The organism is Pseudoxanthomonas dokdonensis, assembly GCF_001431405.1.
GTDB classification, from domain to species: domain Bacteria; phylum Pseudomonadota; class Gammaproteobacteria; order Xanthomonadales; family Xanthomonadaceae; genus Pseudoxanthomonas_A; species Pseudoxanthomonas_A dokdonensis.
In genome coordinates, this window is the sequence record NZ_LDJL01000012.1 from 37,010 (window position 1) to 61,043 (window position 24,034).

Genomic DNA, 24,034 nt, shown 5'->3' on the forward strand with positions numbered 1-24,034 from the left:
CGCAGCCCGGTAGCGGCTACCTGATCCATCACTGACCTGCCTTCGCCGGCTTCGGCGACGCTTGCGTGATCGGACGGTTGCTGCGATCCACCGGGGTGACTTTCTGGCCTTCTCGCAGCAGGTGGCCGCCGCCGGCAACGATCCAGTCGCTGGCGCTCAGGCCAGCGAGTACGGGAACGCTGTCGGCACCGAACTGGCCGGTCTTGATCGGGCGCAGATGCACTTGTCCGCTGGCCGGGTCGAGCCGCCAGACCGCGCTGCCGCCGTTGCCGGCCGGCTGGATGGCGGCCAGCGGCACGCTCAGCGCGGCACCGGTTTGCATCGCATGGACGCGGGCACTCTGGCCCAGCTCGACCGCGGCCAGCGCCGCGTCACCGCTCAACGCCACCCGCGCCGGATAGGTGCGGGTCTGCGGATCGGCGGCCGGGCTGATTTCGCGGATACGGCCATCCAGCCGCTGGCCGGGCTGGTTCCACAGCTCGACCTGTACCGGCTGGCCGACCGCGAACTGACGGTAGCGGTTTTCCGGCAGGTTGATCGCCACTTCGCGGGCGCCATCGACGGCCAGCGTGTAGATGGTCTGGCCAGCGCCGACCACCTGTCCGGCTTCGGCCTGGCGGCTGGCGATGACGCCGGCAGCCGGCGCCCGCAGCTGCGCGTAGCCGGTCTGGTTGCCGGCCTCGCTCAGCTGCGCGCGGGCGACCTTGGCCTGGCCTTCGGCGGCTTTATAGGCCGCGACCTGGGCGTCATAGGTGGACTGGCTGACCAGCTTTTCCTTGACCAGCGCGGCGTAGCGGTCGCGATCGTCGCGGGCACGGGCCAGATCCGCTTCGGCGGCGGCCAGCTGCGCCTGCGCGGACTGCGCCTGCAGCCGGAAATCGGTCGGGTCCAGCTCGGCCAGCAACTGCCCGCGCTCGACCCGGTTACCGCTGTCGACATGGCGCTTGACCAGCTTGCCGCCAACCCGGAACGACAACGCGCTCTCCTCGCGGGCGCGGATTTCACCGGCATAGGCCGACAGCGCGGCGTCGCCACCCGCCGGATGCACGACCAGCGCCGGCGGTGGATCTTCCGGCGGCGGCGCGGTCTCACCGCAACCGGCCAGGCAGATCAGCAGACCCACGCCCAAGGCGTTCCAGCGCAACATCGACACGGCGGCTCCCGGCACAATCAATTAATGGACTTGGCGGTAGAGTATAAATATCGAACCAGCTAGTCTAGTATTACCGGTCATGGTCAGCAGACGCCCGCCAGCTCAGACATCCAAGCCTGCCAGCAAGGCCGTCAACGGCCCGGGACGGCCCAAGGATCTGGGCAAGCGCAATGCCATCCTGGAGGCGGCCAAGCAGTTGTTCACCGCGCAGGGCTTCGCTGGCGCCAGCATGGATCAGATCGCTGCCGAGGCCGGGGTCTCCAAGCTCACCGTTTACAGCCATTTCGGCGACAAGGAAGCCCTGTTCCTGGCCGCGGTGCAGTCCAAGTGCGATGAGCTGATGCCGGCGGATCTGTTCCAGCAGGACGTCAGCGGACCGCTGGGCGAGCGATTGACCACCATCGGCCGCGGCTTTTTCCGGCTGGTGACCAGCGAGGAGGCCCTTGGCACCCAGCGCATGCTGCTGACCCCGGGGCAATGCGATGACAGCCTCAAGCGGCTGTTCTGGGAAGCCGGCCCCAAGCGTACCTGTGATGCGCTGGCGGGCATGCTGCAGATGGCCTGCGACGCGGGCGAATTGAGCATCGACGACGTCGGTCGTGCCTCCGAACAGTTCTTCGCGCTGCTCAAGGGCAAGCTGCACGAACGCGCGATGTGCGGCGTTGGCCCGCAACCGAGCGAGGCCGAAATGCTGGCCCATATCGACGCGACCGTGGCGATGTTCCTGCGTGCCTATGCGGTTCGCTGAAACCCGTTGCCGGCGCAAAGCCAGTGGTTCCGGTGGTCCCGGTGACTTCCGGCACTGCGCGCTGGCCGCCGCAGCCGCGATTCTTCCACCATGCGGGCGGGAGCGCCGGTAAACTGTACCGCCCCCGCCTTCCCGCCGGATAACCCCCATGACAATCAATTATTCCCAGGCCCGCGAAAAGATGGTTGAGCAGCAGGTACGTCCCTGGGACGTGCTGGAGCCGCGCGTGCTGGAAGCCATCGCGCGCCTGCCGCGCGAGGAGTTCGTGCCCGCCGCGCACAGCGCATTGGCCTATGCCGACATGGAAATCCCGCTCGCTCACGGCCAGAAGATGATGAAGCCGGTGGTCGAAGGCCGCTGCCTGCAGGCGCTGGACGTGCAGCCGGGCGACGACGTGCTGGAAATCGGCACCGGCAGCGGCTACCTCAGCGCCTGCCTGGGTGCGCTGGCGCGCGAAGTGCTCAGCCTGGAGCTGTATCCGGACATCGCCGACGCCGCTCGCGCCAATCTGGAACGCACCGGGCTGGGCACCAATGTCCGCGTCGAAACCGCCAATGCGATGGAGTACCAGGCCAGCCGCCAGTTCGACGTGGTCTGCGTGACCGCCGCGGTCGAGACCCTGCCGGCGCATTTCCTGCAGTGGCTGCGTCCGGGCGGTCGCCTGTTCGTCGTGCGCGGCCATTCACCGGTCATGGAAGCGGTGCTGGTGCACAACGATGTCAACGGACCGCGCATCGAATCGTTGTTTGAAACCGACATCGCCTATCTTGCCGGCGCCGCACCCGCGCCGCTGTTCGTGTTCTGAAAACAAAGCCATCATCCAAAGGAAGCCGCATGATCCGTCGCCCCCTCGCACTAGCACTTGCCATGGCCCTGCCATTTTCGGCAGGCGCCACCGACCTGCTGCAGACTTACGAGCTGGCCCGCACCGGCGACCCGCAGCTCTCGATCGCCGAGTCGACCACTGAGTTCAACCAGGAAGGCAAGGTCCAGGCACGCGCCGCCCTGTTGCCGCAGATCAACGGCAGCGCCGGCTACAGCCGCAGCCACAGCAGCCGCCCGGGCAATATCGCGCCATCGGGCCTGGATCTGGGCGACACCAAGGGCCGCACCTATGGCATCGACGTCAGCCAGACCATCTTCGACTGGAGCCGGATCTCCAACCTGCGCGCCGAAGGCGCGTTGAGCCAGGCTGCCGATTACGATCTGGCCGCCGCCAACCAGCAGCTGATCACGCGCACCTCGCAGGCCTACTTCGACGTGCTGGTGGCGATCGAATCGCTGGCCGCCGCCGAGACCAACGAAGAAGCCGGCCGCAAGCAGTTCGATTACGCGCAGAAGCGCCTGGACGTCGGCCTGGCCCCGATCACCGACGTCCACGAAGCCCGCGCACGCTATGACGAAGCCCGCGCCAACACCATCCTGGTCCGCAACGCGCTGGACGACAACTACCGCGCCCTGCTGGAACTGACCGGCCAGCCGGTGACCAACCTCAAGGGCCTGCCCGAAGACTTCCGTCCGGAACTGCCGCCGGTGCAGGACCCGCAGCAGTGGGTCAGCGCCGCGGTCGATCAGAACCCGACCCTGAAGTCGACCGAAGCGCAGTTGCAGGCGTCCGAATACGGTGTGTCGACCGCGCGCGCGGCGCACTACCCCACCCTCAACCTGGGCGGCAGCTACAACAACGGCGCCGGTTGGGATTCGGTGCATGGCCCGGGTACGCCGACCTACGCCGATGACGAAGGCTATACGGTCGGCCTGACCCTCAACGTGCCGATCTTCGCCGGTGGCGCGATCCAGTCACGGGTCCGCCAGGCCATCAACCAGCGCGACATCGCCCAGGACCAGTACGAACAGACCCGTCGCGCCCTGATCCGCAACACCAGCAGCGCCTACCAGGCCCTGTCCGCCGGCATCAGCGAAGTCGAAGCCCGTCGCCTGGCGGTGGTCTCGGCACAAAGCGCCTATGACGCATCGCAGGTCGGCCTGGAAGTCGGTACCCGCACCGTGCTGGACGTGCTGCAGAACCAGCAGACCCTGTTCCAGTCGCAACTGGATTACGCCGAAGCCAAGTACCGCTTCCTGCAGAACCGGCTGTTGCTGGAAGCCGCCGCCGGCACCCTCGACATCAACGACGTGCAGGACATCAACCGCCTGCTGACCGCCGATGCCGAAGCCCAGCTCAAGCCCAGCGATACCGTGCGCCCGAACATCCAGTAAGCCACGGCGTCATCGCGGATAACACAACGGCGGGCATTGCCCGCCGTTTTTTTTTCGCTCCCCGTCAGCCGATGCCGGTCATTGCTGCGATGCGCGGCGCGGTTGCACCAGCAGATATTGCTCGTTCTGGCCGAAGCGCTTGGCCTTGCTGTCGACGTTGGCGCACAGGCGACCGTCGCACAGGGTCACGTCGGCGGCGTTGTAGGCGCGCAGCAGCTCGGCTTCGATCCGGTTCTGGCTGAGCTGCTGGTAGCTTTGCTTGACCACATACACCGAGGTCGCCACCGCCAGCACGCTGCCGATCAGCAACGCGCCGCAGCCCAGCCACAGCCAGGTCCGTCGTTCCGCGCGCAGGGCCTGCCGTTCCTGTTCCAGCCCGGCCGCCGCCCGGCTGGCGACCCCGCCGGCCGCGTCCAGTTGCTGGCTGATCTGCGCCAAGGCCTGGCCCAGGCCCTGGCCGATGATCTCGGCGGATCGCAGCTGCAGGGCCTGCGCGACTTCGTGGCTAAAGCCATCGCTGCTCGACGCCAGACGCCGCGCTTCGCTACCCATGCGCTGGGCGCTGGTTTCCACTGCCTGCACCGCCGCCGCGCTGCGCTCGTCCAGGCGTTCGCCGATTGCCGCCAGCTGAAGGATGAACTGCTTCAAGTCCGTTTGTTCCATCGCCCTGCTACCTTCTCATGCTGCGATGCTGTTGCTGGCTGGCCTCGGCCTGCTGCGCCTCCAGCGCCTGCGCGGCGAGCTGGCGGTCGTGGGCATCCATCCGTTCCTGCTGGCGCGCCACCTCGGCCTGGAATGGCCGCGCATCGGCGCTTTGCAGATAACCGGCGGTGGCCGCGCCCATGGCCCGGTCGTCGCGGTTGAACGCGCCCTGGTAGAGCCGCTCGAACAGTTCGTCCAGTCCGCTCTTTTCCACCGCCGGGGCCGCCGGCGCTGTCGTGGGTGCGGTGCGGCGCTCGATCTGCTGCTCGAGCAGCGGATTGATCGGTTCCTTGCGCTGGCAGTCCTGCGCCGCCCGATCCGCGCACATGCTGGCCGGGGCCAATTGATTGACGTGGTCACGCAGTCCATCGCGGTCGTAATTGCGGGTCCCGTACAGACCCATCATGTGCTGGTCGGACCGATGCACCACGAACTGTGCCGGATCCGTCGGCACCGGCTGCTTCTGCAGGAAGTCCTGATCGCTGAGCCGGTTGAGGAAAGACACACCGAGGTTGAAGCTGAGCGTACCCAGGCCGTTGCGAAGATAAGTACCACCAAGATCACTGTGCGAACCGCCGACGATGACGCTGTAGTTGCGCTTGTCCTCGCTGAAACCGAGCGGAATCTGATCGCTGGCCGGGAACAGGTTGCGACGCTCGTCTTCGGCGATGAGGCCGAATGTCGACATGCTTGAGCCTGGCAAACGACGGTCATGTTCCTCCATGCCGGTGGATACCGGGTCGAACAGCATTGCCGCCTGCAGGGTCTGCCCAGGCGGCACCAGCGGTGGCCGGTTGGCGTACTGGATCCCGGTGATCAGATCCTCCTTGTCACGCACCACCCGCGCCCCGGTCGGATCGCGGATGCCACGTTCTTCGACCATCCGCAACAGCATCGATACTTCTTCGGCGCCGCGGCTGAAGCCCACCCCGGCGACGCGGATCTTTGCCTGCGGATCTTCCTCGCGCCAGACGCGTGCCTGCTCGCAAAGCTGGAAGTACGCCGTCTCCACCCGCTCATCCGCCGTATGCGCATAGCGGCCATCGAGCATCTTGGACGGTAGTTTCAGCAGACCGTTCTGGGTGTAGACGCCTTCGACGTAGCCGCCGGAGATGTTGGCAATGCCTTTGTCGTTGAGCGCGTTCACTTGATCATGGATTCTCGCGGCCACGCTCCAGTTTCCCGGCTTGTCGTCGTACATGCTGTTGCCGGTGCCATCCAATGCAGCGATATACAGGCGCTCATGTGGATCTCCTGAGCGGAGCAGCAACGGGATTCGCATCTCCGCCAATCCTGCTTCTGCCTCGCTGTAGCTCGCCAGGTCATGAGCATCGGCCGGGTAGGTATCGACGCCGCCATCACGGGACGGGGACTTTCGCCTGGAATTCATATGCTGCACTCCTTTGCTAGTATTTCTGGCTGAATACCTTGGTCAGATCTCGCTCCACATCACTTAGCGGATTATCAGGATCCTTAGGCTGCTTGAGCCAGATCGCCGTTTGCATATAGACATTGATGGTGCGGTCGTTGACTTCCAGAATGATGCCTGGCGTACCGCTGGATGCTGGATCAGCTGCATCCTCCTGTTTCACATTGTGTCGAATCAGCTGATCCTTGAAGATCTCGCCGATATCAATTTCGGCCTCGTGCGGCGTCCCATCCTTCGAGCGCCAGGTAACTTTTGCGGCAGGTGGAAAATTGGATATCGGCCCCCAGGTCGCCTTCATGTTATTCGGATACTTTGAACCAATGGCCTCCGAAGAACTCTGGAGCTCGTCGTCCCGATCCATTACCCGCGGCATTCCGGCATAAACGACCTTGCAGCCATAAGTGCTGTAGGTCGAAACACCGAAATAATGCGCCCGGAACTTCAGCGGCCATGGCGCCCCGACATTGGTGTAGCTGCCCTCAGGCAGCGGTGGCGCAGGCGTGGCGGATGATTCGGGATTGGACATTGCGGACTGGCATCCTGTCGTTGCGATAAGCAGCATGGCGGCGGTTGCGACACGCCGCGAGACAATACGTTGCATGGGTTCTCCTTCGCCCTACCATCCAAGCCTAGTCCCGACGCCCGTCATATGCAACGCACGTGCAACGTTAATTTGTGACTTTGGTTCGACCTGCGATATCGCGGCGAAACCAAGGCATACAATCAACGACCGCAAGCAGGCAGTTTCGTTGCCGCCAGCGGCTGCAACCCATCGCGGTACCGGCCGAAGCGCAACCATTAAACAATGTGACATACAGCAACAACGAACGCGGCTGCGGACAGATCCAGCAGCGCTGGCATGTGCGAATCAGGTGATATCCACGCGACTTCCAGACCAGATAGCGTAGCGCGCTTCGTCCTACGTTTTCCTGGCCCTTGCGACCAAGGCATTTCCGCCGACGATTGATCTCGCACCTCGATACGGGTGCGTCTTGTCTAGTACGTTTCACTGAAGACTTTGATCAGATCGCGTTGCACGTCACTTAGGGGATTGTCTGGCTCTGTGGGCTGCTTGAGCCATATTGCCGTTTGCATATAGACATTGATGGTGCGGTCGTTGACTTCCAGAATGATGCCCGGCGTACCGCTGGATGCCAGGTCAGCGGCATCCTCCTGTTTCACAGTGTGGCGAATCCGCTGATCGCTGAAGATCTCGCCGATATCAATCTCGGCTGCATGCGGTACTCCATCCTTGGAACGCCAGGTAACCTTGGCGGGCGCGGGAAAATTCTTTATCGGGCCCCAACCCGCACTGAGATGATTAGGGTAGTCCGGTATGGAGTCTGATGATTTGGTGAGCACGTCTTCAGACGGATTACCGGGATGGTAATGGCCATACTGGACGCGACAGCCGTAGGTACTGAAACAAATGGCATCAAAGTAATGCGCCCGGAACTTCAGCGGCCAAGTCGCCCCGACATTGGTATAGCTGCCCCGAGGCAGCGATTCCGCCGCACTGCCCGGTGATGCCGGAGACGGGGCTGTGGATTGGCATCCTGCCAGGCTTATCGCCAGCAGCAGCGCGATTGCGGCATGCCGCGAGAAAATGATGCGCATGGGTTCTCCTTCGCCCAACTGGCTGCAGGGTAGTGCCGATGCGCAGGTGTATGCAACGCGACCCGCTGCGAAGGTTAGTGGAGACGGCGACAACCTGCGTGGCGATCGATGTCGATCCAGCAGGCAGCCATCCGCGATCGTTACCGCGCCCGGCGCGATGTTGAAGCCGTCATCAACCGGGAGCTGGCAGGTCTTCGTCGATCATCGCCAGGGTGCGCTCGAGTGCGCCGCGGCCGTGCTGGACCAGTTGCCGGCCGGCCTGTGCCATCTGCTGGCGGCGGCCTGGCTCGGCCAGCAGCTGTTGCAGCAGATCGGCCACCGCGTCGGCGTCGGCACCGACTTCCAGCGCGCCGGCTTCTTTCAATCGTTTGGAAATCTCGGCGAAATTATGCAGATGCGGGCCGGTCACGGTGGCGGTGCCGACCGCGGCCGGTTCCAGCAGGTTGTGGCCGCCAATCGCTTGCAGGCTGCCGCCGACGAAGGCGACATCGGCACAGCCATAGAACGCCATCAGCTCGCCCAGGGTATCGATCACGAACACATCGGTGTCGGCTTGCGGCCATTGCTGCAGGCGGCGGGTGGCGGTCCGCAGTCCCTGCTCGGCAGCCAGCTCGAGCGCTTTCGGGAAACGCTCCGGATGCCGTGGCGCCCACAGCATCAACAGCTGCGGCCATTGCTGCCGCAGGCGCTGGTGGATGCGGATGACATCGGCCTCTTCGCCCTCGTGGGTACTGGCGGCAATCCATACCGGCCGCGGCCGCCCCAGCTGCTGGCCGAAACTGGCGACAAAGGCGTCCAGGTGCGGCGGCACCGCGATATCGAATTTGAGATTGCCGGTATCCAGCACCTGTTCGCTGTCGGCGCCAAGCACCTGGAAACGGCGCGCGTCGGCCGCCGACTGTGCGGCGATGCGCTTGATGGTGCGCACGGTGCGTGCGATCAATGGCCGCAGCACGCTGTAGCCACGCAGCGAGCGCGCCGACAGGCGCGCATTGAGGATGTAACTGGGGATGCCGCGATCACGGCAGCCAAACAGCAGGTTGGGCCACAGCTCGGTTTCCATCACCAGCGCCACGCCGGGGCGGAAATGCGAGAGGAAGCGGCCGACCGCGCCCGGCAGGTCGTACGGCGCGTAGACGTGTTGCACCTGCTCGTCATCGCCCCACAGCGCCCGCACCCGCTCGGACCCGGTCGGGGTGATGGTGGTCACCACCCAGCGCAGCTCCGGCCGCAGGCGGCGCAGTGCATCGATCACCGGGGCGGCGGCATTGACCTCGCCAACCGATACCGCGTGCAGCCAGACATCGCAGCGTTGCGCCGGACCGGGATAGGAGCCGTAACGCTCGTTCCAGCGCAGGAAATATTCGCTGAAGCGGAAGCCGCGCCAGATCAGGTGGTAGACGGTGACCGGCGTCAGCAGGTACAGCACCGCCGAGTATCCGGCGCGCAGCAATCGTTCGGTCATGTCCTTCGGCATCGGAGAAGGATAGGTAAGCCGTTAGAATTAAGCCATGGCCCAGAATGAACAATCATCACCGCCGCTGTCCCCCCGCCACTGGCCGATGTGGGCCGCGCTGGCGGTGATGTGGCTGGGCGCGCAGCTGCCGTGGTCACTGCAGCGCGGGCTCGGCCATGTGATCGGCAGGCTGGCACCGGCGCTGGCCCGCGACCGCCATCGCGCCGCCCGGGTCAACCTGAAGCTGTGTTTTCCGGACATGCCCGGGGAGCAGCGCGAACAGTTGCTGCGCGACAGTTTCGACGCGCTGGGCGTGGGCCTGTTCGAATTCGCCCGGGCCTGGTGGGGCCGCGGCCAGCCGATGCGCCGCCAGGCCCAGGTCGAGGGCGTTGAAATCCTCAAGGGCTTCCAGCAGCAGGGCCGCGGGGTGTTGCTGGTGTCCGGCCACTTCATGACCCTGGAGATGTGCGGGCGGCTGATGTGCGATTACGCGCCGCTGTCCGGGATGTACCGGCGCCACGGCAACCCGGTGTTCGAATGGGCGGTCAAGCGCGGCCGCATGCGCTACGCCCAGCACATGTTCACCAACGAGGAAATCCGCGGCGCGGTGCGGCATCTGAAGAAAGGCGGCTTTCTCTGGTACGCGCCGGACCAGGACATGCGCGGCAAGGACACCGTGTTCGCGCCGTTTTTCGGCATGCCGGCGGCCACCATCACCGCCACCCACCAACTGGCGCGGCTGACCGGCTGCGCGGTGGTGCCGTATTTCCATCGTCGCGAAGGTGGCCGTTACATCCTGCGCATCGGTGAGGCGCTGGCCGATTTCCCGTCCGATGACGCCACCGCCGACAGCGCCCGGGTCAATGCGCAGATTGAGGCCATGGTCCGCGAAGCGCCCGAGCAGTACCTGTGGATCCATCGCCGCTTCAAGCGCCAGCCGGAAGGACGCAGCCACTTCTACGACTGACGCCAGCCGCGCCCGCCCCGCATCAGCGGGCGGATGCCGCGGGCGATTCGTCACGCGCCAGCAGGCTGCCGGTGTACAGCGCCGCCAGCATCAGCGACAGCCCGCCCCAGAAGGTCGAATAGAACGCCAGATGGGTGTTGAACGGGAACACCGTCACCGCCAGTGCCAGCATCGCCGGTCGCGCCCGATCCTTGTCGGCCGGGCTGGCGTAACGCCAGGCGCGCCAGGCCAGTGCGGCGCCGGCCAGCCACAGCAGCAAACCGATGATGCCGGTCTCGCTGAGGATCTCCAGCACGATCTGATGGGCATGGTGGGCCACCCCGTTGCCCCACGCCGCGACCTGGCCGGCAGCCGGGTCACAGGCCGGGAAGGCCTCGCGGAAGCCACGTGCGCCGACCCCGTTGATCGGATCGTGTTCGATCATGCACAGCGCCGCGCCCCAGATCCGGGTGCGGCCGGAGAGCGCCAGATCCACCCCGTTCTCGTCGCCGGTCACTGCCTGCGCTGTGCGCGCCAGCCGCTGCTGGAACTGCGGTGAAAACACCGCCAGCGCCACCAGCACCACCGCGCCGAAGGCGAACACCGACAGCAGTTTCTTCCAGCCCAGCAGCGGCCAGCCGGAAAACACCAGCACCAGCGCGAAGGTAATCCAGGCCGCACGCGCGCCAGCCAGCATCACCACCACCCCGACCGCGGCCGCGGCCAGCACCCAGCCGAGCACGCCGAAACGGCGCCCGGCGGCGAACAGCACGAACGGCGACAGGCTGGCGATGACCACGCCCAGCTTGAGGTTGCAGGGACCGAGGAAACCGCTGAGGCGATCGACCCGGGCGACTTCGAGCGCCGAGCACATCGGTTTGTTGCTGATCAGCCACTTCAACTGATCCAGCGCCCAGAACAGCGGACTGGTGCCGCTGACTACCTGCAGCAGCGCGTCCACGGTCCAGATGCCGACGATGATCGCCAGCCCGCCGAAGGTGGTACGGCGTGCGCGTTCGTTGGCCACCGAGGCCGCCACCAGCCACAGGAACGGCAGGTAGCGCAGGTCCACCACCGACTCGCGCAGCGCGCGGCCGGTATCGACCGAGTCGATGCTGGATATCAGTTCCGGCAACCAGTAGCAGAAGAACATCACGCTGGTCAGCGCCCAGGCCGGCCCGCTGAGCAGTTGCGAGCTGCCACGGAAGCGCGCCAGCAGCAGGCGGATGATCGCCGCCACCGCGCCCAGCACCATCACCGCTTCGGCATAACCCGGTGCCGGCCACAACGCGACGAAGGTCAACACCCACGCCGGCGCCCAGCGCCAGCCCTGCGGCGAAATCGCGGGAGTTTCAGGAAGCGGCAGCGTGGCGGGGGTCATCGGCAAGCTCTTGGTAAAGGTTCAAGGTGGCCTGTTGCATGCTGGCCAGGGTATACGGTGCGATCGACGCCAGCGCCGGTCCGGGCGAGGCCAGCATGTCGCCGGCGGCCTGCAGCAGCGCCGCCTGCTCGAACGGCGTGACCGCGCCAGCCGGTTGCAGCTGGGCCAGCAGTTCGCCCACCCCGCCGTGGTCCCAGCCGACCACCGGCCGGCCCACGGCCAGCGCTTCGATCACGGTGCGGCCGAATGCTTCCGGCTTGCGCGACAGCTGCAGCACCAGATCGGCGGCGGCATAGGCGTCGGCAATGGCGGCGGTCGGTGGCGCGATGATCAGCGCTGCTTCCACCCCGGCCTGCTCCGCCAGGGAGGTCAGTTCGGCGACGTAGGCTTGCCGGCCCGGCTCGTCGGTGCCGAGCAGCCACAAGCGCGCATCGACGCCAGTGGCGCGCAGCCCGGCCAGCAGCTGCAGCGCATCGGCATGGCCCTTGAGGCGGGTGCCACGGCCTGGCATCAGCAGCAGCGGACCGTCGCCGCCGAGCCGCGGATCGGCCGCCGCGAAGCGCGCCCGCGCGGCGGGGTCCGGCCGTGGCCGTGGCGGGAACTGCAGCGGGTCGATGCCACGCGGGATGACCCGCAGCTTGTCGACCGCGGTCCGTGGGTAATGCTTCAGCACGTAGCCACGCACGCTGTCGGAGACGCAGATGACGCGTTCGCCGAAGGTCATCACCTGGCTGTAGATGCCGGGCGAATTGAGGCCATGCACGGTGGTGACGAAGCGCGCCCGCAACGGCGCCGGCAGGCCCCGCAGCGCGCGCCAGCCCAGCCACGCCGGCAGCCGCGAACGCGCATGCACGATGTCGGGCTTTTCGCGCAGCAGGATCTGCCGCAGGGTGCCGATGTGGCGCAATGTCGCCAGCGATTTGCGGCCGATGTCGACGCTGATGTGTTCGGCGCCGGTGGCCAGCAACGCCGGCAGCAGGCGACCGCCGGCCGAGACCACGACCGCGCGATGGCCGGCGCGGACCAGCGCATCGGCGATTTCAATGGTCGAACGTTCAACCCCACCCGAATGCAGCGCGGGCAGCAGTTGCAGTACGGTCAGCCGGCGCATGGCCGCCTGGCTCCGCAGCCGGTGCTGTCGCGTCGGCAGTCAAGCAGGGCAAGCGGCATGACCGCAGCGGGCTGGCGTTGACGGTCGCTCATCGTTGACGCCTCAAGGCCACCGCAACCGGCTGGCCGCATGCGCGGGCGTCAATCGGCCAGCACGAAGTGCGAGCCGCAGTACGGGCACTGGACTTCATGGCCGGGGGCCGCTTCGATCGGCAGGTACACCCGTGGGTGCGAGTTCCACAGCGCCATCTCCGGCAACGGGCAGCTCAGCGGCAGATCCGACCGCTGCACGGTGTAGCGTTTTTCGGCATTGGCGGGTGCGGAAGCGGTATGGCTCATGGCGTTGTGGCTGGAAAATGGCAGACCGGCAGTCTACCAGCCTACCCGTGCTTGCAAAAGAAAACGCCGGCCTGCATCCAGCAGACCGGCGTTGCGACAGCCCGGCGGGGAGAGGGAGCGCCGTGCTGCCGGTGGAGACAAACCGTCGGCTTATTCGGCCGGCTTGGGCACCATCGCCTCGGTGGTGATGCGCAGGGTCACTTCGTCGCTGACGTTGGGCACGAACTTGCCGAGCCCGAAATCACTGCGCAGCACGGTGGCGGTGGCATCGAAACCGATCGCCGCACGCTTGGCCATCGGCTGTTCGGCGGCCTTGTTGAGGGTCACGTCCAGGGTCACCGGCTTGGTGATGTCCTTGATGGTCAGGTCGCCGGTGACCTTGAGCTTGTTGCCACCCGCTGATTCCACCCGGGTGCTCTTGAAGGTCGCCGCCGGGTACTTTTCGGCCTCGAAGAAATCGCCGCTGCGCAGGTGCGCGTCGAAATCGGCGACAAAGCTGTTCAGCCCGCTCAACGGCAGGGTGACCTGCACGCTGGAGGCCGGAATGTCGTCGGCGTCATAGACGATGGTGCCGTCGGCCTGTCCGAAGTGGGCGCTGGGGTTGGAGAAGCCGAAGTGGCTCCACTGGGCGATGACGTCGGTGTGGTTGGGGTCAATCTTGTAGCTGACCGGTGCCGCCAATGCGGAACCGGCGAACGCGAACAGGGCGGCAAACAGCAGGGTCTTGCGCATGGGGATTCTCCAATCGGTAACGGGGCGGGTGTGGATCATTCGATGCGGGCGGCTTCATCAAAGCTCAGGCGCGGCAGGCGCGGGAACACCTTGGCCGGGTCGCCGTGGCCGAGATTGACCAGGAAGTTGGACTTGATGGCGGTGCCAGTGAAGAACGCTTCGTCGACCTTGGCGTTGTCAAAGCCGGACATCGGCCCGCAATCCAGGCCCAGCGCGCGTGCGGCCAGCATCAGGTACGCACCCTGCAGGCTGCCATTGCGCAAAGCGCCTTCGTGGCGGTTCTCGCGCGGGCCTTCGAACCAGCTCTTGGCATCGGCCACGTGCGGGAACAGCAGCGGGGTTTTTTCATGGAAATCCAGATCGAAGCCGATGATCACCGTGACCGGCGCGGCCAAGGTCTTGTCCAGGTTGCCGGCGTCCAGCGCCGGTGCCAGCCTGGCCTTTGCCTCGGCCGACTTGACGAACACGAACCGCGCCGGGGTGGTGTTGGCCGCGGTTGGCCCCCACTTCAGCAGCTCGTACAGGGCATGTAGCTGCTCATCGGTCACCGGCGTATCCAGGAATGCATTCTGGCTGCGGGCGGTGCGGAACAACTGGTCCAGTGCGCGGTCGTCTAGGGCTTGGGTCATCATCAATCCTTGTAAGAGGCAGTAGAAGGCAACAACGATTCACTGCGTGTGAGCAAATCAGGTGTCCAGTGTAGAGTGTCCTGCCGATGGCGACAGCCAGCCCGTTCGGAACGGATTGTTTTAACCGATGGAACAAACCACGCCTCCCGCGCCGTATTCCGCCCATCTGTGGTCGCTCAGCGACGGCCGCGCCGGCAATGTGCGCCAGGCCTCGGCGCTGGCCCATGCCCTGCGCACGCCCAGCCTGAGCGAATGGCAGCTGCAGACCTCGGCGCCGTGGCGATGGCTCGCCCCTCGCCGCTGGCCGGGTTCGGTCGATGCCTTCGGCAGTCAATTCGCCAATGCGCTGGCGCAACCGCCGACGCTGGCGGTGGGCTGCGGCCGGCAGGCGGCCCTGGCCACGCGGGTGCTGCGCGAACACGGCAGCCAGGTGGTGCAGATCCTCGACCCCCGGCTCGAACCCGCTTACTGGGACTGGCTGGTGGTGCCGCGCCACGACGGCATCGAAGGCGACAACGTGCTGCAGATGCAGGGCAGCCTGAATCCGGTCGACGATGCCTGGCTGGCACTCGGCCGGGCCAGTTTTGCCGAACTCGGGCAGTTGCCGCGACCGCGCACGGCGGTGCTGCTGGGCGGCAACAGTGCCCATGCGCGCTTTGATCGCGGAGCGTTCGAAGTACTGGCGGCCAAGCTCGAAGTCGCGCTGGCCCGCGATGGCGGCAGCGTCATGATCACCACCTCGCGGCGAACCCCGGACAAGGTCATCCGGCCGCTGCGTGATCGCTACGTCGAGACACCCGGCGTGGTCTGGTGCGGCGACGCCGACGGCGCCAATCCCTATGCGGGCATGCTGGCCTGGGCCGACCGCATCGTCTGCACGCCGGACTCGGTCAACATGGTGTCCGAAGCCTGCGCCACCCGGGTGCCAGTGCACGTGTTCGATCCGCATCGCGTCCGTGGCCGACCGCGGCGGTTCCTCGACAGCCTGCTGGCCAGTGGCCGGATCCAGGTGATGGACAGCACGTTGGCCGATTTCGAAGTGACGCCGCTGCGCGAAACCGCGCGCATCGCCGCCCTGCTGCGCGAACGGCTGCCACTGGCATAGCGCCGCGGATCAATAGCTCGCTTGCATGGTTGTCCACTGGCTGCGTGGGTGGCGGCCATCGCAAAGGCTGGGTGATCCGCCCTTCGGCATCTATTGCGCTTGGGAAAAGGCTGGATCCCGGCGTTCGCCGGGATGACGAAAATAAGGAATGATCTTGGGCTGACAGGATTTTCTCTGCTGTTCACCCCTAAATAAACATGAAATAGGATTGTCGTCCTGATGCGGGATCGCTCGCGGACCATGCAAATAACCATCGCCAAATAGCATCGTCATCCTAGCGTAAGCCAGGCTTTCAACCGACGGATGTCGGGTCATCCAGCATTTATCGTGCTTCGGACTGCGAAAGCTGGATCCCGGCGTTCGCCGGGATGACGAAGTCCGGGAGTTCGCAAAGGCTGGGTGATCCGACCTCCGGCATCCATTGCGCTTGGAAAAAAAAAGCGCGATCCCGGCGTTCGCCGGGATCACGAGGGGTTGAGAGTGACAATCGGGCGGGGTTGGCCGCAATGGCGACGAGGCCGGCGCGGTCTTCACCATCGTCGGCCGCGCCGCTGTCGGGCGGTGCCCATCGGATGCAACAACAATGCCGACCACCGCTACGGCAGCGGCGGTTCGGTGCTGTCCGGGCTTTTAATCAGTCGTTGGTAGACCAGCCCCACGCGCAGCACCGCCGCTTCAATCGCCTGGCGGGCGTGGATGATGTCGTCCTCGACGGTAACGATGCGCGGGCGCCGGTCCAGGGTGCAGCCCAGGCCAGCCGCCACCAGAGTGGCGTGTGCCTGCACCAGCGCATCGATGTCGGCGTCGGGCAACGCCTGCTGCTGGCGGGCCACGACCAGCAATCCGGGGGTGTCGCGCGGTGCCAGCCACAGCGGTTGCCGGCTGGCGTCGCGCAATGCCAGGTATTGCAGCAGGAATTCCAGATCGACCAGTCCACCAGCGCCCTGCTTGAGATCGAACTGCTCACCGCGGCTGCGATCCAGTTCGTTGCGCATGCGCGCGCGCATGTCGCCAACTTCGCCGGCCAGTTGCTGTTGCTGACGTGGCCTGGCCAACGCGTCGCGGCGGATCTGTTCAATCTCGCCGAGCAGAGCGTCGTTGCCGGCGACGCCGCGGGCGCGCACCAGTGCCTGGTGTTCCCAGGTCCAGGCACGCTCGCGCTGGTATTCGCGGAAACTGGCCAACGATGACACCAGCAGGCCCTTGGCGCCGTCGGGCCGCAAACGAACATCGACGTCGTACAGGCGGCCGGCGCTGGTCACCGCCCCGAGCAGCGCCATCATTTTCTGCGCCAGTCGCGCATACCAGCGACCGGCCTCCAGTGGCCGCTTGCCATCGGACTGGGCGTTGACCGGCGCATCGAACACGAACACCAGATCCAGATCCGAGCCAAAGCCCAGCTCCTGGCCACCGAGACTGCCGTAGCCGATGATCGCGAAGCGCCCGTCGCCGACAATGCCATGCGCGCTGCTGACCTCATCGCAGGCCATCTGCAATACCGCCTTGACCACTTCATCGGCCAGCCACGCCAGTTGCCGGGTGCTGTCCAGCGCTGACTGCCGCTGATCCAGCGCCGCCAGCGCGACCCGGAAGCTCAATGCCAGGCGGGTTTCGTTCAACGCACGCAGCGCTTGCTCGGGATCCTCCTCGCGCAGTGCGGCGGTGCACTCTTCGTGCATCAACGCGCGGTCCGGCATCGGCCCGCCAACCCGGCTGTCGAGCATCTCGTCGAGCAACAACGGATACGCCGCCAGCCGCTCGGCCAGCAACGCACTGCGCGCCAGTACATCGACCAGACGGGTCAGTGCGCTGGGTTGTTCGTCGAGCAATGCAAGATAGCTGGTGCGCCGCAGGATGGCCTGCAGCAGCGCCAATACCCGCTTGAGCGCCGCGTCGGGCTTGGCGCAGGCCGCGGCGGCGGTCAGCACCGCCGGCAATACCCGGTCCAGCCGCGCGCGGGCGCTGTCGGACAGGGCATCGACCGCGGAAAAGCGGGCGAATTCGCGCAACGCCGCATCAACCTGCAATGGCGATTCGAAGCCGGCATCAGCCAACGCCTGGGCGTCGCCATCATCGGGAAGACTGCGCCAGTACTGGGCCAGATCGGTCTTGGCCATGCCCGGTTTGCGCGGCGCCAGCAGCGCGGCGAATTCGCCGGCCACATGCGCGCGCACGCCATCGATCTGTGCGCGCAGGCCGGTCCAGTCGGCATGGCCAAGTCCACGCGCCAGCCGCAGGCGATCAAGCGGACTGTCCGGCAGCACATGGGTCTGTGCGTCACGCAGCATCTGCAGGCGGTTCTCGACGCGGCGCAGGTAGCGATAGGAAGCAGCCAGCGCATCGCCCTCCTCGGCCGCGACCTGGTTGAGTTCAACCAGTGCCCGCAACGCCGGCAACAATCGACGCTCGCGCAGGGTTTCCTCGCGACCACCACGGATCAACTGCAGGGCCTGGACCAGGAATTCGATTTCGCGGATGCCGCCGGCGCCGCGCTTGATGTCGTCGGCCAGTTCACGGCGTGCCACTTCGGCGGTGATCGCCGCCTTCATCTCGCGCAGGCCATCCAGTGCGGTGAAATCCAGGTAGCGGCGATAGACGAATGGCCGCAGCGTCTGCAGCCATTGCTCGCCGGCTTCGATGTCACCCGCCACCGTGCGCGCCTTAAGCCAGGCATAGCGCTCCCAGTCGCGGCCTTCGCGCTGGAAATACGCGTCCATGCCGGCCAGCGACAGCGCGACCCGGCCGGCGCTGCCAAACGGGCGCAGGCGCAGATCGACGCGGTGGCAGAAACCGTCAACGGTCACTTCGTCGAGTAGTTTTGCCAGCCGCTGGCCCAGCCGGGCGAAATAATCCTCGGCCATCAGCGTGCGCGCGCCATCGGACTGGCCGCCGTGCGGATAGGCGTAGACCAGATCGACATCGGAGGAGAAATTCAGTTCGCCGCCACCGAGTTTGCCAAGCCCGAACACGATCAGCCGCTGCGCCTGGCCATCGCCATCACGGACCACGCCGTGGCGGCTGGCGAAATCATTTTCGAGTGCATCGAGCGCGGTCTGCAGGCAGGTTTCGGCCAGCCGGGTGCTGCCGCGCAAGGTGTCATCGACGCTGTCCAGTCCGTGCACGTCGCGCCAGATCAGGCGGCTGGATTCGGCCGTGCGATAGCGGCGCAGCTGCCCCGGCCATTGTTCGGACTGACCGGCTTGCAACACCGGCAGTGGCACTGCCGTCGCGCCATCATCGGTCAACCACTGCTCGAGGTACTGCGGCTGCCTGCACAGGGTTTCCAGGGCGAAGTCACTGGCCTGCAGCAGCGTGCGCACGCGATCCCGCGCCTGCGCCTGCTGCAACGCCCGCGCCAGCGCCGGCGATGCCGCCTGCAATCGTGACAGGCCACGTTCGATCAACGCATCCAGATCGGAGGCAATGGTTGAATCAGTCGGGTCGTGCGAAGTATCCATCACTGGATTGTGGCATGGACACCCGCGGCACCGGCCGCGAGTGGACGTGCTCGACGGCGCTCACGATTCAGGCCGCGCTGGCCAGATCCGGCAATTGATCGCGAGCCTGCAACACCAGGCCGAATTGCGCGGCCAGCTTTTCAAGCAGCACCGGCTTGACCGCGGCCATTCCCGACGGACCACCGAGATCGCGCAAGGTGGTGACCTGCAGGCCCTGGTAACCACAGGGATTGATCCGGTGCCACGGCGCCAGGTCCATGTCGATGTTGAAGGCCAGGCCGTGGAAGGTGCAGCCGCGGCGCACGCGGATGCCGAGCGCGCCGATCTTGGCCCCGGCCACGTATACGCCGGGCGCGCCGTCCTTGCGCCGGCCTTCGATGTTCCATTCGGCCAGGGTGTCGATCATCGACTGCTCGATCTTGCAGACGTAATCACGCACGCCGACTTTCAGCCGTTTCAGATCGAACAGCGGATACATCACCAGTTGCCCGGGCCCGTGATAGGTGACCTGGCCGCCGCGATCCACCTGCAGCACCGGGATATCGCCCGGCGCCAGCACGTGTTCGGGTTTGCCGGCCTGGCCGAGGGTGAACACCGGATCGTGTTCGACCACCCAGATTTCGTCGGCGCTGGTCTCGTCGCGGCTATCGGTGAAGCGCTGCATCGCCCGCCACACCGGCTCGTACAGCTGCCGGCCCAGCTCGCGCACCAGGCAGGCCGGGGTCACAGGGTCCACTTGACCTCGGGATGCTCGCGCAGAGCGGCATGGGCCGCGTCGTACTGCTCGCGGTTCTCGGCACGGAAGGCGATGCGCACCGACACGTACTTGCCGTTGGAGGAATGCTTCCACGAGATTTTCTCGCGCAGCACGTCCAGGCCGGCCTTGCTGAGCAGGGTGGGAAGTTCCACTTCCAGGCCGGTGTTGGCGGCGCCCATGGCGCTGAGTTCGAACGTGCCGGGGAACTGGAAACCGTGGTCCGGATTGTCAGATGAGATGTCCATGCGCCGATTATTGGGGCCGCCAGCGCCAAATCCAAGCCCATCCGGCGGTCCGGCACGGGCTGCGGGCTGAACGAGCGGGCTGCGATAATCGCCGCCTTGCCTGCGGGCGTGTCATGGGTGGTGCATGGGTTTTCTGGTCCTGAGCGTGCTGTGCAGCGTGCTGGTGTCGGTGCAGCTGAAGCTGGCGCAGCGGCGTGGCCTGGACATGCCGACGCTGGTCACTTTCAACTATCTGGCCGCCAGCCTGGCCTGCGCGCTGCTGCTGCGGCCCGACTGGCAGGCCGTGCAGATCGGGTCATTGCCGTGGCTACGTTTGCTGTTGCTGGCATCGGTGCTGCCGGCGATCTTCCTGGTGATGGCCGCGTCGGTGCGCGAAGCCGGCATCGTCCGCACCGATATCGCCCAGCGACTGTCGCTGCTGCTGTCGTTGCCGGCCGCCTTTGTCTGGTTTGGCGAACGCTGGGATGGCTGGAAGCTGGCCGGGCTGGCGTTGGGAATGCTGGCGATGGTCGCCATCCTGATCCGCAGCCGCGCAGGCGCCGCCACCCACGCCGGGCCGCGGCAATGGTGGCTGCCGCTGCTGGTGCTGCTGGGCTATGCCACGGTCGACATCCTGCTCAAGCAGGTGGCGCAGGGCGGCACGCCGTTCGCGCTGTCGTTGCAGATCGCCTTTGTCGTGGCCCTGCTGCTGATGCTGGGGCTGCTGGCATGGCGGCGCCTGCATGGCGGCCATCGGCTAAGGATGGGCGCGCTGGCGGTCGGCCTGCTGGTCGGTCTGACCAACTTCGGCAACATCCTGTTCTACGTCAAAGCCCATCGTGCCTTGCCCGACAGCCCGGCGGTGGTGTTTGCCAGCATGAACCTGGGCGTGGTGGTGCTGGGCACCTGGGTCGGCACCGGTCTGTTCGGCGAGCGCCTGCAACCCATCAACAAGGCCGGCATCGCGCTGGCGGTGGTGGCGATCGCATTGATCGCCTTCAGTCTGGCGCGGCCAGGCGGGTAGCCGCCGCGCGGATTTTGTCGGAAGCGCGCCGGAGGCCTGGCCCGCGCGCGAAAAAAAAGATGCCGGAAAAACGCCGGCATCTTCTGTGCAGTCGGTTGCGGGAGAACGCTTACTCGGATTCCCACCACATCCAGAACGAATCCCACAGGCGCTTGAAGAAGCCGGCTTCTTCCACCGCTTCGACCGCCACCAGCGGCGACTGCGCCACCACCTTGCCGTCCAGCGTCACCTTGACGTTGCCAATGGCCTGGCCCTTGGCAATCGGCGCGACCAGTTGCTTGGGCACGTCCATGGTCGGCTTCAAGTCACCGTAACGACCACGCGGCACGCTGACCAGCAGCGGCTTGGCGACGCCCAGCTGCACTTCCTTGCTCTTGCCCTTCCAGACGCGCTGCTGGGCAATGGCCTTGCCGGCTTCATAGATGCGGTGGGTTTCGTAGAACCGGAATCCCCAGTTGAGCAGGGCCATCGAATCATTGGCGCGCTGCTTCTCAGAGGTCGAACCCATCACCACCGCGATCAGGCGCTGGTCGCCGCGCTTGGCCGAGCTCATCAGGCAGTAACCGGCACCGGAGTGGTGGCCGGTCTTGATCCCGTCCACGCTCGGGTCGCGCCACAACAGCAGGTTGCGGTTGGGCTGGGTGATGGTGCCTACGGTGAATTCCTTGATCTTGTTGTAGGCGTAGGTTTCCGGGTAATCGCGGACGAACGCGCGGCCCAGCAACGCCAGATCATAGGCGGTCGAATAGTGCTCCGGCGCCGACAGGCCGTGGGCGTTGACGAAGTGCGAATTCTTCATGCCGATTCTGGCGGCATAGTTGTTCATCAGCGAAGCGAACGCTTCTTCGCTGCCGGCGGTGTGCTCGGCCAGGGCGATGGCCGCGTCATTGCCGGACTGCACCGCCATGCCCTTTTCCATGTCGATCAACGGTGCGGTCTTGTTGACCGCGAAGCCGCTGTAGCTGCCGTCGGTGCCGGCGCCGCCTTCGCGCCAGGCGCGTTCGCTCATCATCACCTGGTCGGTCGACTTGATCTTGCCGGTCTTCTGCTCGGCAGCCAGCACGTACGAGGTCATGACCTTGGTGATGCTGGCCGGCTCGACGCGCTGGTTGTAGTTTTCGCCCGCCAGTACCTGGCCGGTGGTGTAGTCAATCAGCACCCAGGCGGTACCCACCGGTACCGGCGCCGGCGGAATGGCCACGGCGGCGTCTGCCGCGGGTGCAGGTGACGGCGTCGGTGTCTGGGCAAAGGCCAGACCCATCGCAGTGGTGGCCAGTGCGGCGAGGGCGAAACGGAACTTCATGGGGAACAGACTCCTGGCAGGGCGATGGCCCTTGGCGAAACCACCATTGTAGGAAGCAGGCGGTGGCAAGTGGTATGGAAAGCGTAAAAAATAGGCGTTTCGGGCAAAAACCGGCTTATTCGCGCACCTTCTGCGGTTGGCCGAAGCCGAGCCCGGCAATGCGCGCGGCCAGCGCATCGGCCTGCGTGTCGGCAGCGGCGACCCGCAGACGCCACAGGGTTCGGCCGTTGCTGTTGATGTCACTCAGGCTGGCACCGGCGATGCCGGCAGCGGTCAGCCGTGCCAGCGCGCGATCGGCGTTGTCACGGCTGGCAAAACTGGCGACCTGCAACTGCACAGCGTCTGCGCGCATCGATGCCGCGGGCGTGCTGCTGCCGGCGGCAACCGTGGTGGACGCGGCCGCCACCGGTGCGCTCGTTGCCACCGCAGTGACCGGCGGCCTGGTTGCGGACGCGGCGGTGCTGGCCGCCGCGGCGACCGGTGTACCCGGCTTGCCGGTGGTGATGCGCACGTTGTTGGCTTTCATCCAGGCGTCGAATTTGTCGGCGCTGGGCGCGTTTTCGGTGTCGGCCCGGACGTGGTAACGCTTGCCCAGGTTGGTCGCCGCCAGCGCCTGTGCGCCATTCAGGGCCGACGCCGGCTGCGACGGCCGGTCCGGCAGCTGCCGGACCAGATTGTCGATGGCGGTCGGCTGCTGGCTGGCGGCCGCCAGGGTATTGCTGGCGACACTGGCCGCCGCCGGATTGCTGGCCAGGCGCGGGCCATCGTCATCGCCCGGGGTCAACGCGCGTACTTCGACCCGGCCGGTGCCGCGCTGGGTGATGCCCAGCTTGACCGCCGCCGCGTAGCTCAAATCGATGACCCGGCCATCATGGAACGGGCCGCGATCGTTGACCCGCACCACCACCGACTTGCCGTTGTCGAGGTTGGTGACCCGGGCAAAGCTGGGCAGTGGCAGGGTCTTGTGCGCGGCGGTGAACGCGTACATGTCGTAGACCTCCTGGTTGGAGGTACGACGGCCATGGAACTTGTTGCCGTAGTACGAAGCGATGCCGGTTTCGACATAGCCGTCGGGCTTGCTGCGGACCACGTACTGCTTGCCCAGCACCTTGTAGGGCGATCGGTTGCCGATCGGCGACAGCGGTTCGCGGGTGACCACCGGTTCGGCGATGCAGTCGACGTCAGGCACGTGGTCCGGGGTGGTATCGGCCACCCCGGGCGCATACAGTCCGCCGGCAGTGTAGTTGCCACGCTTGGACAAGTCTTCCTGTGCCGGCTGGTAGCGGTTGGCGCAGTTGGCAACCGTGCCGGCCGACGGCGTGCTTGCCGGCGCGCGGCTGCCGGCGGTCGGCGCCGGGCCCTTGTTCGGCGCGCTGCTGCAGGCGGCCAGCCCCACCATCATCGCGGCGGCCAGCCACAGCCTCATGCGGACGGAATCTGCTTGCCGGCGATGGCCTGCGACAGCTGGTACACCGCCATCGCGTACATCTTGGAATTGTTGTAGCGGGTGATCGCGTAGTAGTTCTGGAAACCGAACCAGTACTGCTTGCCGTCACTGCCGTCCAGGGTCACCGTGGTCGCCAGCGCATCGGGCGCCACCGGGTCGACCGGGCTGTAACCGCGTTGTGCCAGCTGCGGCAGGGTGTAGGTCGGCAGCCAGTTGTCCGGGTTGAATTCTTCAAAGCCCGGCTGCAGCCGGGC

Annotated in this window: 23 protein-coding genes; 6 read left to right on the top strand and 17 right to left on the bottom strand. The window is 66.0% G+C overall.

Annotated elements, in window-relative coordinates:
- Positions 1–28: 28 nt before the first annotated feature.
- Positions 29–1,153 carry an efflux RND transporter periplasmic adaptor subunit gene (locus ABB29_RS12505; RefSeq protein WP_245622627.1) on the bottom strand — a complete coding sequence of 375 codons (1,125 nt, stop codon included), beginning with the start codon at positions 1,151–1,153 and terminating at the stop codon, positions 29–31.
- Positions 1,154–1,232: 79 nt separating this feature from the next.
- Between ABB29_RS12505 and ABB29_RS12510 the strand changes: the two genes are divergently transcribed.
- The 3 genes from ABB29_RS12510 to ABB29_RS12520 all read left to right on the top strand — a co-directional run bounded on the left by ABB29_RS12510 (position 1,233) and on the right by ABB29_RS12520 (position 4,121).
- Positions 1,233–1,901, top strand: coding sequence for a TetR/AcrR family transcriptional regulator (locus ABB29_RS12510; protein ID WP_057659583.1), 669 nt, complete (start codon positions 1,233–1,235; stop codon positions 1,899–1,901).
- Positions 1,902–2,049: 148 nt separating this feature from the next.
- Positions 2,050–2,706: a protein-L-isoaspartate O-methyltransferase family protein gene (locus ABB29_RS12515; RefSeq protein WP_057659585.1), complete on the top strand. Its 657-nt coding sequence runs from the start codon at positions 2,050–2,052 to the stop codon at positions 2,704–2,706.
- 29 nt (positions 2,707–2,735) lie between these two features.
- On the top strand, positions 2,736–4,121 hold the full coding sequence (locus tag ABB29_RS12520) for a TolC family outer membrane protein (RefSeq protein ID WP_057659587.1): 1,386 nt from the start codon (positions 2,736–2,738) through the stop codon (positions 4,119–4,121).
- A gap of 78 nt (positions 4,122–4,199) precedes the next feature.
- On the opposite strand, the gene ABB29_RS12525 is transcribed toward ABB29_RS12520, so the two are convergent.
- From ABB29_RS12525 to waaA, 5 genes are all read right to left on the bottom strand, one after another.
- Positions 4,200–4,769 carry a hypothetical protein gene (locus ABB29_RS12525; protein ID WP_157062637.1) on the bottom strand — a complete coding sequence of 190 codons (570 nt, stop codon included), beginning with the start codon at positions 4,767–4,769 and terminating at the stop codon, positions 4,200–4,202.
- Between the two features lie 22 nt (positions 4,770–4,791).
- Complete coding sequence (locus ABB29_RS12530; RefSeq protein ID WP_083487870.1) at positions 4,792–6,213, bottom strand: phospholipase effector Tle1 domain-containing protein; 1,422 nt, start codon at positions 6,211–6,213, stop codon at positions 4,792–4,794.
- A gap of 16 nt (positions 6,214–6,229) precedes the next feature.
- Entirely contained in the window at positions 6,230–6,853 is a 624-nt protein-coding gene (locus tag ABB29_RS12535; protein WP_157062638.1) for a hypothetical protein, read from the bottom strand.
- A 395-nt stretch (positions 6,854–7,248) separates the two neighbouring features.
- Positions 7,249–7,869 carry a hypothetical protein gene (locus tag ABB29_RS12540; protein ID WP_057659597.1) on the bottom strand — a complete coding sequence of 207 codons (621 nt, stop codon included), beginning with the start codon at positions 7,867–7,869 and terminating at the stop codon, positions 7,249–7,251.
- 172 nt (positions 7,870–8,041) lie between these two features.
- Positions 8,042–9,346: a lipid IV(A) 3-deoxy-D-manno-octulosonic acid transferase gene (gene waaA, locus ABB29_RS12545; RefSeq protein ID WP_057659599.1), complete on the bottom strand. Its 1,305-nt coding sequence runs from the start codon at positions 9,344–9,346 to the stop codon at positions 8,042–8,044.
- A 34-nt stretch (positions 9,347–9,380) separates the two neighbouring features.
- Between waaA and ABB29_RS12550 the strand changes: the two genes are divergently transcribed.
- A complete protein-coding gene (locus ABB29_RS12550) occupies positions 9,381–10,292 on the top strand; it encodes an LpxL/LpxP family Kdo(2)-lipid IV(A) lauroyl/palmitoleoyl acyltransferase (protein WP_057659601.1) in 912 nt (303 codons plus the stop codon).
- 22 nt (positions 10,293–10,314) lie between these two features.
- Here ABB29_RS12550 and ABB29_RS12555 read toward each other — a convergent pair whose 3' ends face one another.
- The 5 genes from ABB29_RS12555 to ABB29_RS12575 form a co-directional block, all read right to left on the bottom strand.
- On the bottom strand, positions 10,315–11,652 hold the full coding sequence (locus ABB29_RS12555) for an O-antigen ligase family protein (protein WP_057659603.1): 1,338 nt from the start codon (positions 11,650–11,652) through the stop codon (positions 10,315–10,317).
- Positions 11,624–12,763 carry a glycosyltransferase gene (locus ABB29_RS12560; RefSeq protein ID WP_057659604.1) on the bottom strand — a complete coding sequence of 380 codons (1,140 nt, stop codon included), beginning with the start codon at positions 12,761–12,763 and terminating at the stop codon, positions 11,624–11,626. The genes ABB29_RS12555 and ABB29_RS12560 overlap by 29 nt, the downstream gene beginning before the upstream one ends.
- Positions 12,764–12,903: 140 nt before the next feature.
- Complete coding sequence (locus ABB29_RS12565; protein ID WP_057659607.1) at positions 12,904–13,101, bottom strand: zinc-finger domain-containing protein; 198 nt, start codon at positions 13,099–13,101, stop codon at positions 12,904–12,906.
- A gap of 150 nt (positions 13,102–13,251) precedes the next feature.
- On the bottom strand, positions 13,252–13,833 hold the full coding sequence (locus ABB29_RS12570; protein ID WP_057659609.1) for a YceI family protein: 582 nt from the start codon (positions 13,831–13,833) through the stop codon (positions 13,252–13,254).
- Positions 13,834–13,868: 35 nt separating this feature from the next.
- A complete protein-coding gene (locus tag ABB29_RS12575; protein WP_057659611.1) occupies positions 13,869–14,462 on the bottom strand; it encodes a malonic semialdehyde reductase in 594 nt (197 codons plus the stop codon).
- 127 nt (positions 14,463–14,589) lie between these two features.
- Between ABB29_RS12575 and ABB29_RS12580 the strand changes: the two genes are divergently transcribed.
- A complete protein-coding gene (locus ABB29_RS12580; protein WP_057659612.1) occupies positions 14,590–15,567 on the top strand; it encodes a mitochondrial fission ELM1 family protein in 978 nt (325 codons plus the stop codon).
- Between the two features lie 596 nt (positions 15,568–16,163).
- On the opposite strand, the gene glnE is transcribed toward ABB29_RS12580, so the two are convergent.
- From glnE to ABB29_RS12595, 3 genes are all read right to left on the bottom strand, one after another.
- On the bottom strand, positions 16,164–19,025 hold the full coding sequence (glnE, locus tag ABB29_RS12585; RefSeq protein WP_057659614.1) for a bifunctional [glutamate--ammonia ligase]-adenylyl-L-tyrosine phosphorylase/[glutamate--ammonia-ligase] adenylyltransferase: 2,862 nt from the start codon (positions 19,023–19,025) through the stop codon (positions 16,164–16,166).
- Between the two features lie 67 nt (positions 19,026–19,092).
- The gene (gene lipB, locus ABB29_RS12590; RefSeq protein ID WP_057659616.1) at positions 19,093–19,761 is read right to left on the bottom strand and encodes a lipoyl(octanoyl) transferase LipB; all 669 of its coding nucleotides are present in this window, start codon (positions 19,759–19,761) and stop codon (positions 19,093–19,095) included.
- On the bottom strand, positions 19,749–20,027 hold the full coding sequence (locus ABB29_RS12595) for a DUF493 family protein (RefSeq protein WP_057659618.1): 279 nt from the start codon (positions 20,025–20,027) through the stop codon (positions 19,749–19,751). The genes lipB and ABB29_RS12595 overlap by 13 nt, the downstream gene beginning before the upstream one ends.
- 124 nt (positions 20,028–20,151) lie before the next feature.
- Here ABB29_RS12595 and ABB29_RS12600 point away from each other — a divergent pair, with 124 nt between their 5' ends.
- The gene (locus ABB29_RS12600) at positions 20,152–21,030 is read left to right on the top strand and encodes an EamA family transporter (RefSeq protein WP_057659620.1); all 879 of its coding nucleotides are present in this window, start codon (positions 20,152–20,154) and stop codon (positions 21,028–21,030) included.
- Between the two features lie 109 nt (positions 21,031–21,139).
- Here ABB29_RS12600 and ABB29_RS12605 read toward each other — a convergent pair whose 3' ends face one another.
- The 3 genes from ABB29_RS12605 to ABB29_RS12615 all read right to left on the bottom strand — a co-directional run.
- Positions 21,140–22,333, bottom strand: a complete 1,194-nt coding sequence (locus ABB29_RS12605; protein WP_057659622.1) for a D-alanyl-D-alanine carboxypeptidase family protein — start codon at positions 22,331–22,333, stop codon at positions 21,140–21,142.
- A 115-nt stretch (positions 22,334–22,448) separates the two neighbouring features.
- Positions 22,449–23,759 (bottom strand): septal ring lytic transglycosylase RlpA family protein, encoded by a 1,311-nt coding sequence (locus tag ABB29_RS12610; RefSeq protein WP_057659624.1) that lies wholly within the window; start codon positions 23,757–23,759, stop codon positions 22,449–22,451.
- Positions 23,756–24,034 (bottom strand): lytic murein transglycosylase (locus ABB29_RS12615; protein ID WP_211260739.1); only part of this gene is annotated, 279 nt, incomplete at its 5' end. The genes ABB29_RS12610 and ABB29_RS12615, both read right to left, overlap by 4 nt.

Bases quoted from the DNA above. Each gene is read 5' to 3' on its own strand.
- ABB29_RS12510 (WP_057659583.1), top strand. From the start codon at position 1,233: ATGGTCAGCAGACGCCCGCCAGCTCAGACATCCAAGCCTGCCAGCAAG.
- ABB29_RS12515 (WP_057659585.1), top strand. From the start codon at position 2,050: ATGACAATCAATTATTCCCAGGCCCGCGAAAAGATGGTTGAGCAGCAG.
- ABB29_RS12520 (WP_057659587.1), top strand. From the start codon at position 2,736: ATGATCCGTCGCCCCCTCGCACTAGCACTTGCCATGGCCCTGCCATTT.
- ABB29_RS12530 (WP_083487870.1), bottom strand. From the start codon at position 6,213: ATGAATTCCAGGCGAAAGTCCCCGTCCCGTGATGGCGGCGTCGATACC.
- ABB29_RS12535 (WP_157062638.1), bottom strand. From the start codon at position 6,853: ATGCAACGTATTGTCTCGCGGCGTGTCGCAACCGCCGCCATGCTGCTT.
- ABB29_RS12540 (WP_057659597.1), bottom strand. From the start codon at position 7,869: ATGCGCATCATTTTCTCGCGGCATGCCGCAATCGCGCTGCTGCTGGCG.
- waaA (WP_057659599.1), bottom strand. From the start codon at position 9,346: ATGCCGAAGGACATGACCGAACGATTGCTGCGCGCCGGATACTCGGCG.
- ABB29_RS12550 (WP_057659601.1), top strand. From the start codon at position 9,381: ATGGCCCAGAATGAACAATCATCACCGCCGCTGTCCCCCCGCCACTGG.
- ABB29_RS12555 (WP_057659603.1), bottom strand. From the start codon at position 11,652: ATGACCCCCGCCACGCTGCCGCTTCCTGAAACTCCCGCGATTTCGCCG.
- ABB29_RS12560 (WP_057659604.1), bottom strand. From the start codon at position 12,763: ATGCGCCGGCTGACCGTACTGCAACTGCTGCCCGCGCTGCATTCGGGT.
- ABB29_RS12565 (WP_057659607.1), bottom strand. From the start codon at position 13,101: ATGAGCCATACCGCTTCCGCACCCGCCAATGCCGAAAAACGCTACACC.
- ABB29_RS12570 (WP_057659609.1), bottom strand. From the start codon at position 13,833: ATGCGCAAGACCCTGCTGTTTGCCGCCCTGTTCGCGTTCGCCGGTTCC.
- ABB29_RS12575 (WP_057659611.1), bottom strand. From the start codon at position 14,462: ATGACCCAAGCCCTAGACGACCGCGCACTGGACCAGTTGTTCCGCACC.
- ABB29_RS12580 (WP_057659612.1), top strand. From the start codon at position 14,590: ATGGAACAAACCACGCCTCCCGCGCCGTATTCCGCCCATCTGTGGTCG.
- glnE (WP_057659614.1), bottom strand. From the start codon at position 19,025: ATGGATACTTCGCACGACCCGACTGATTCAACCATTGCCTCCGATCTG.
- ABB29_RS12595 (WP_057659618.1), bottom strand. From the start codon at position 20,027: ATGGACATCTCATCTGACAATCCGGACCACGGTTTCCAGTTCCCCGGC.
- ABB29_RS12600 (WP_057659620.1), top strand. From the start codon at position 20,152: ATGGGTTTTCTGGTCCTGAGCGTGCTGTGCAGCGTGCTGGTGTCGGTG.
- ABB29_RS12605 (WP_057659622.1), bottom strand. From the start codon at position 22,333: ATGAAGTTCCGTTTCGCCCTCGCCGCACTGGCCACCACTGCGATGGGT.
- ABB29_RS12610 (WP_057659624.1), bottom strand. From the start codon at position 23,759: ATGAGGCTGTGGCTGGCCGCCGCGATGATGGTGGGGCTGGCCGCCTGC.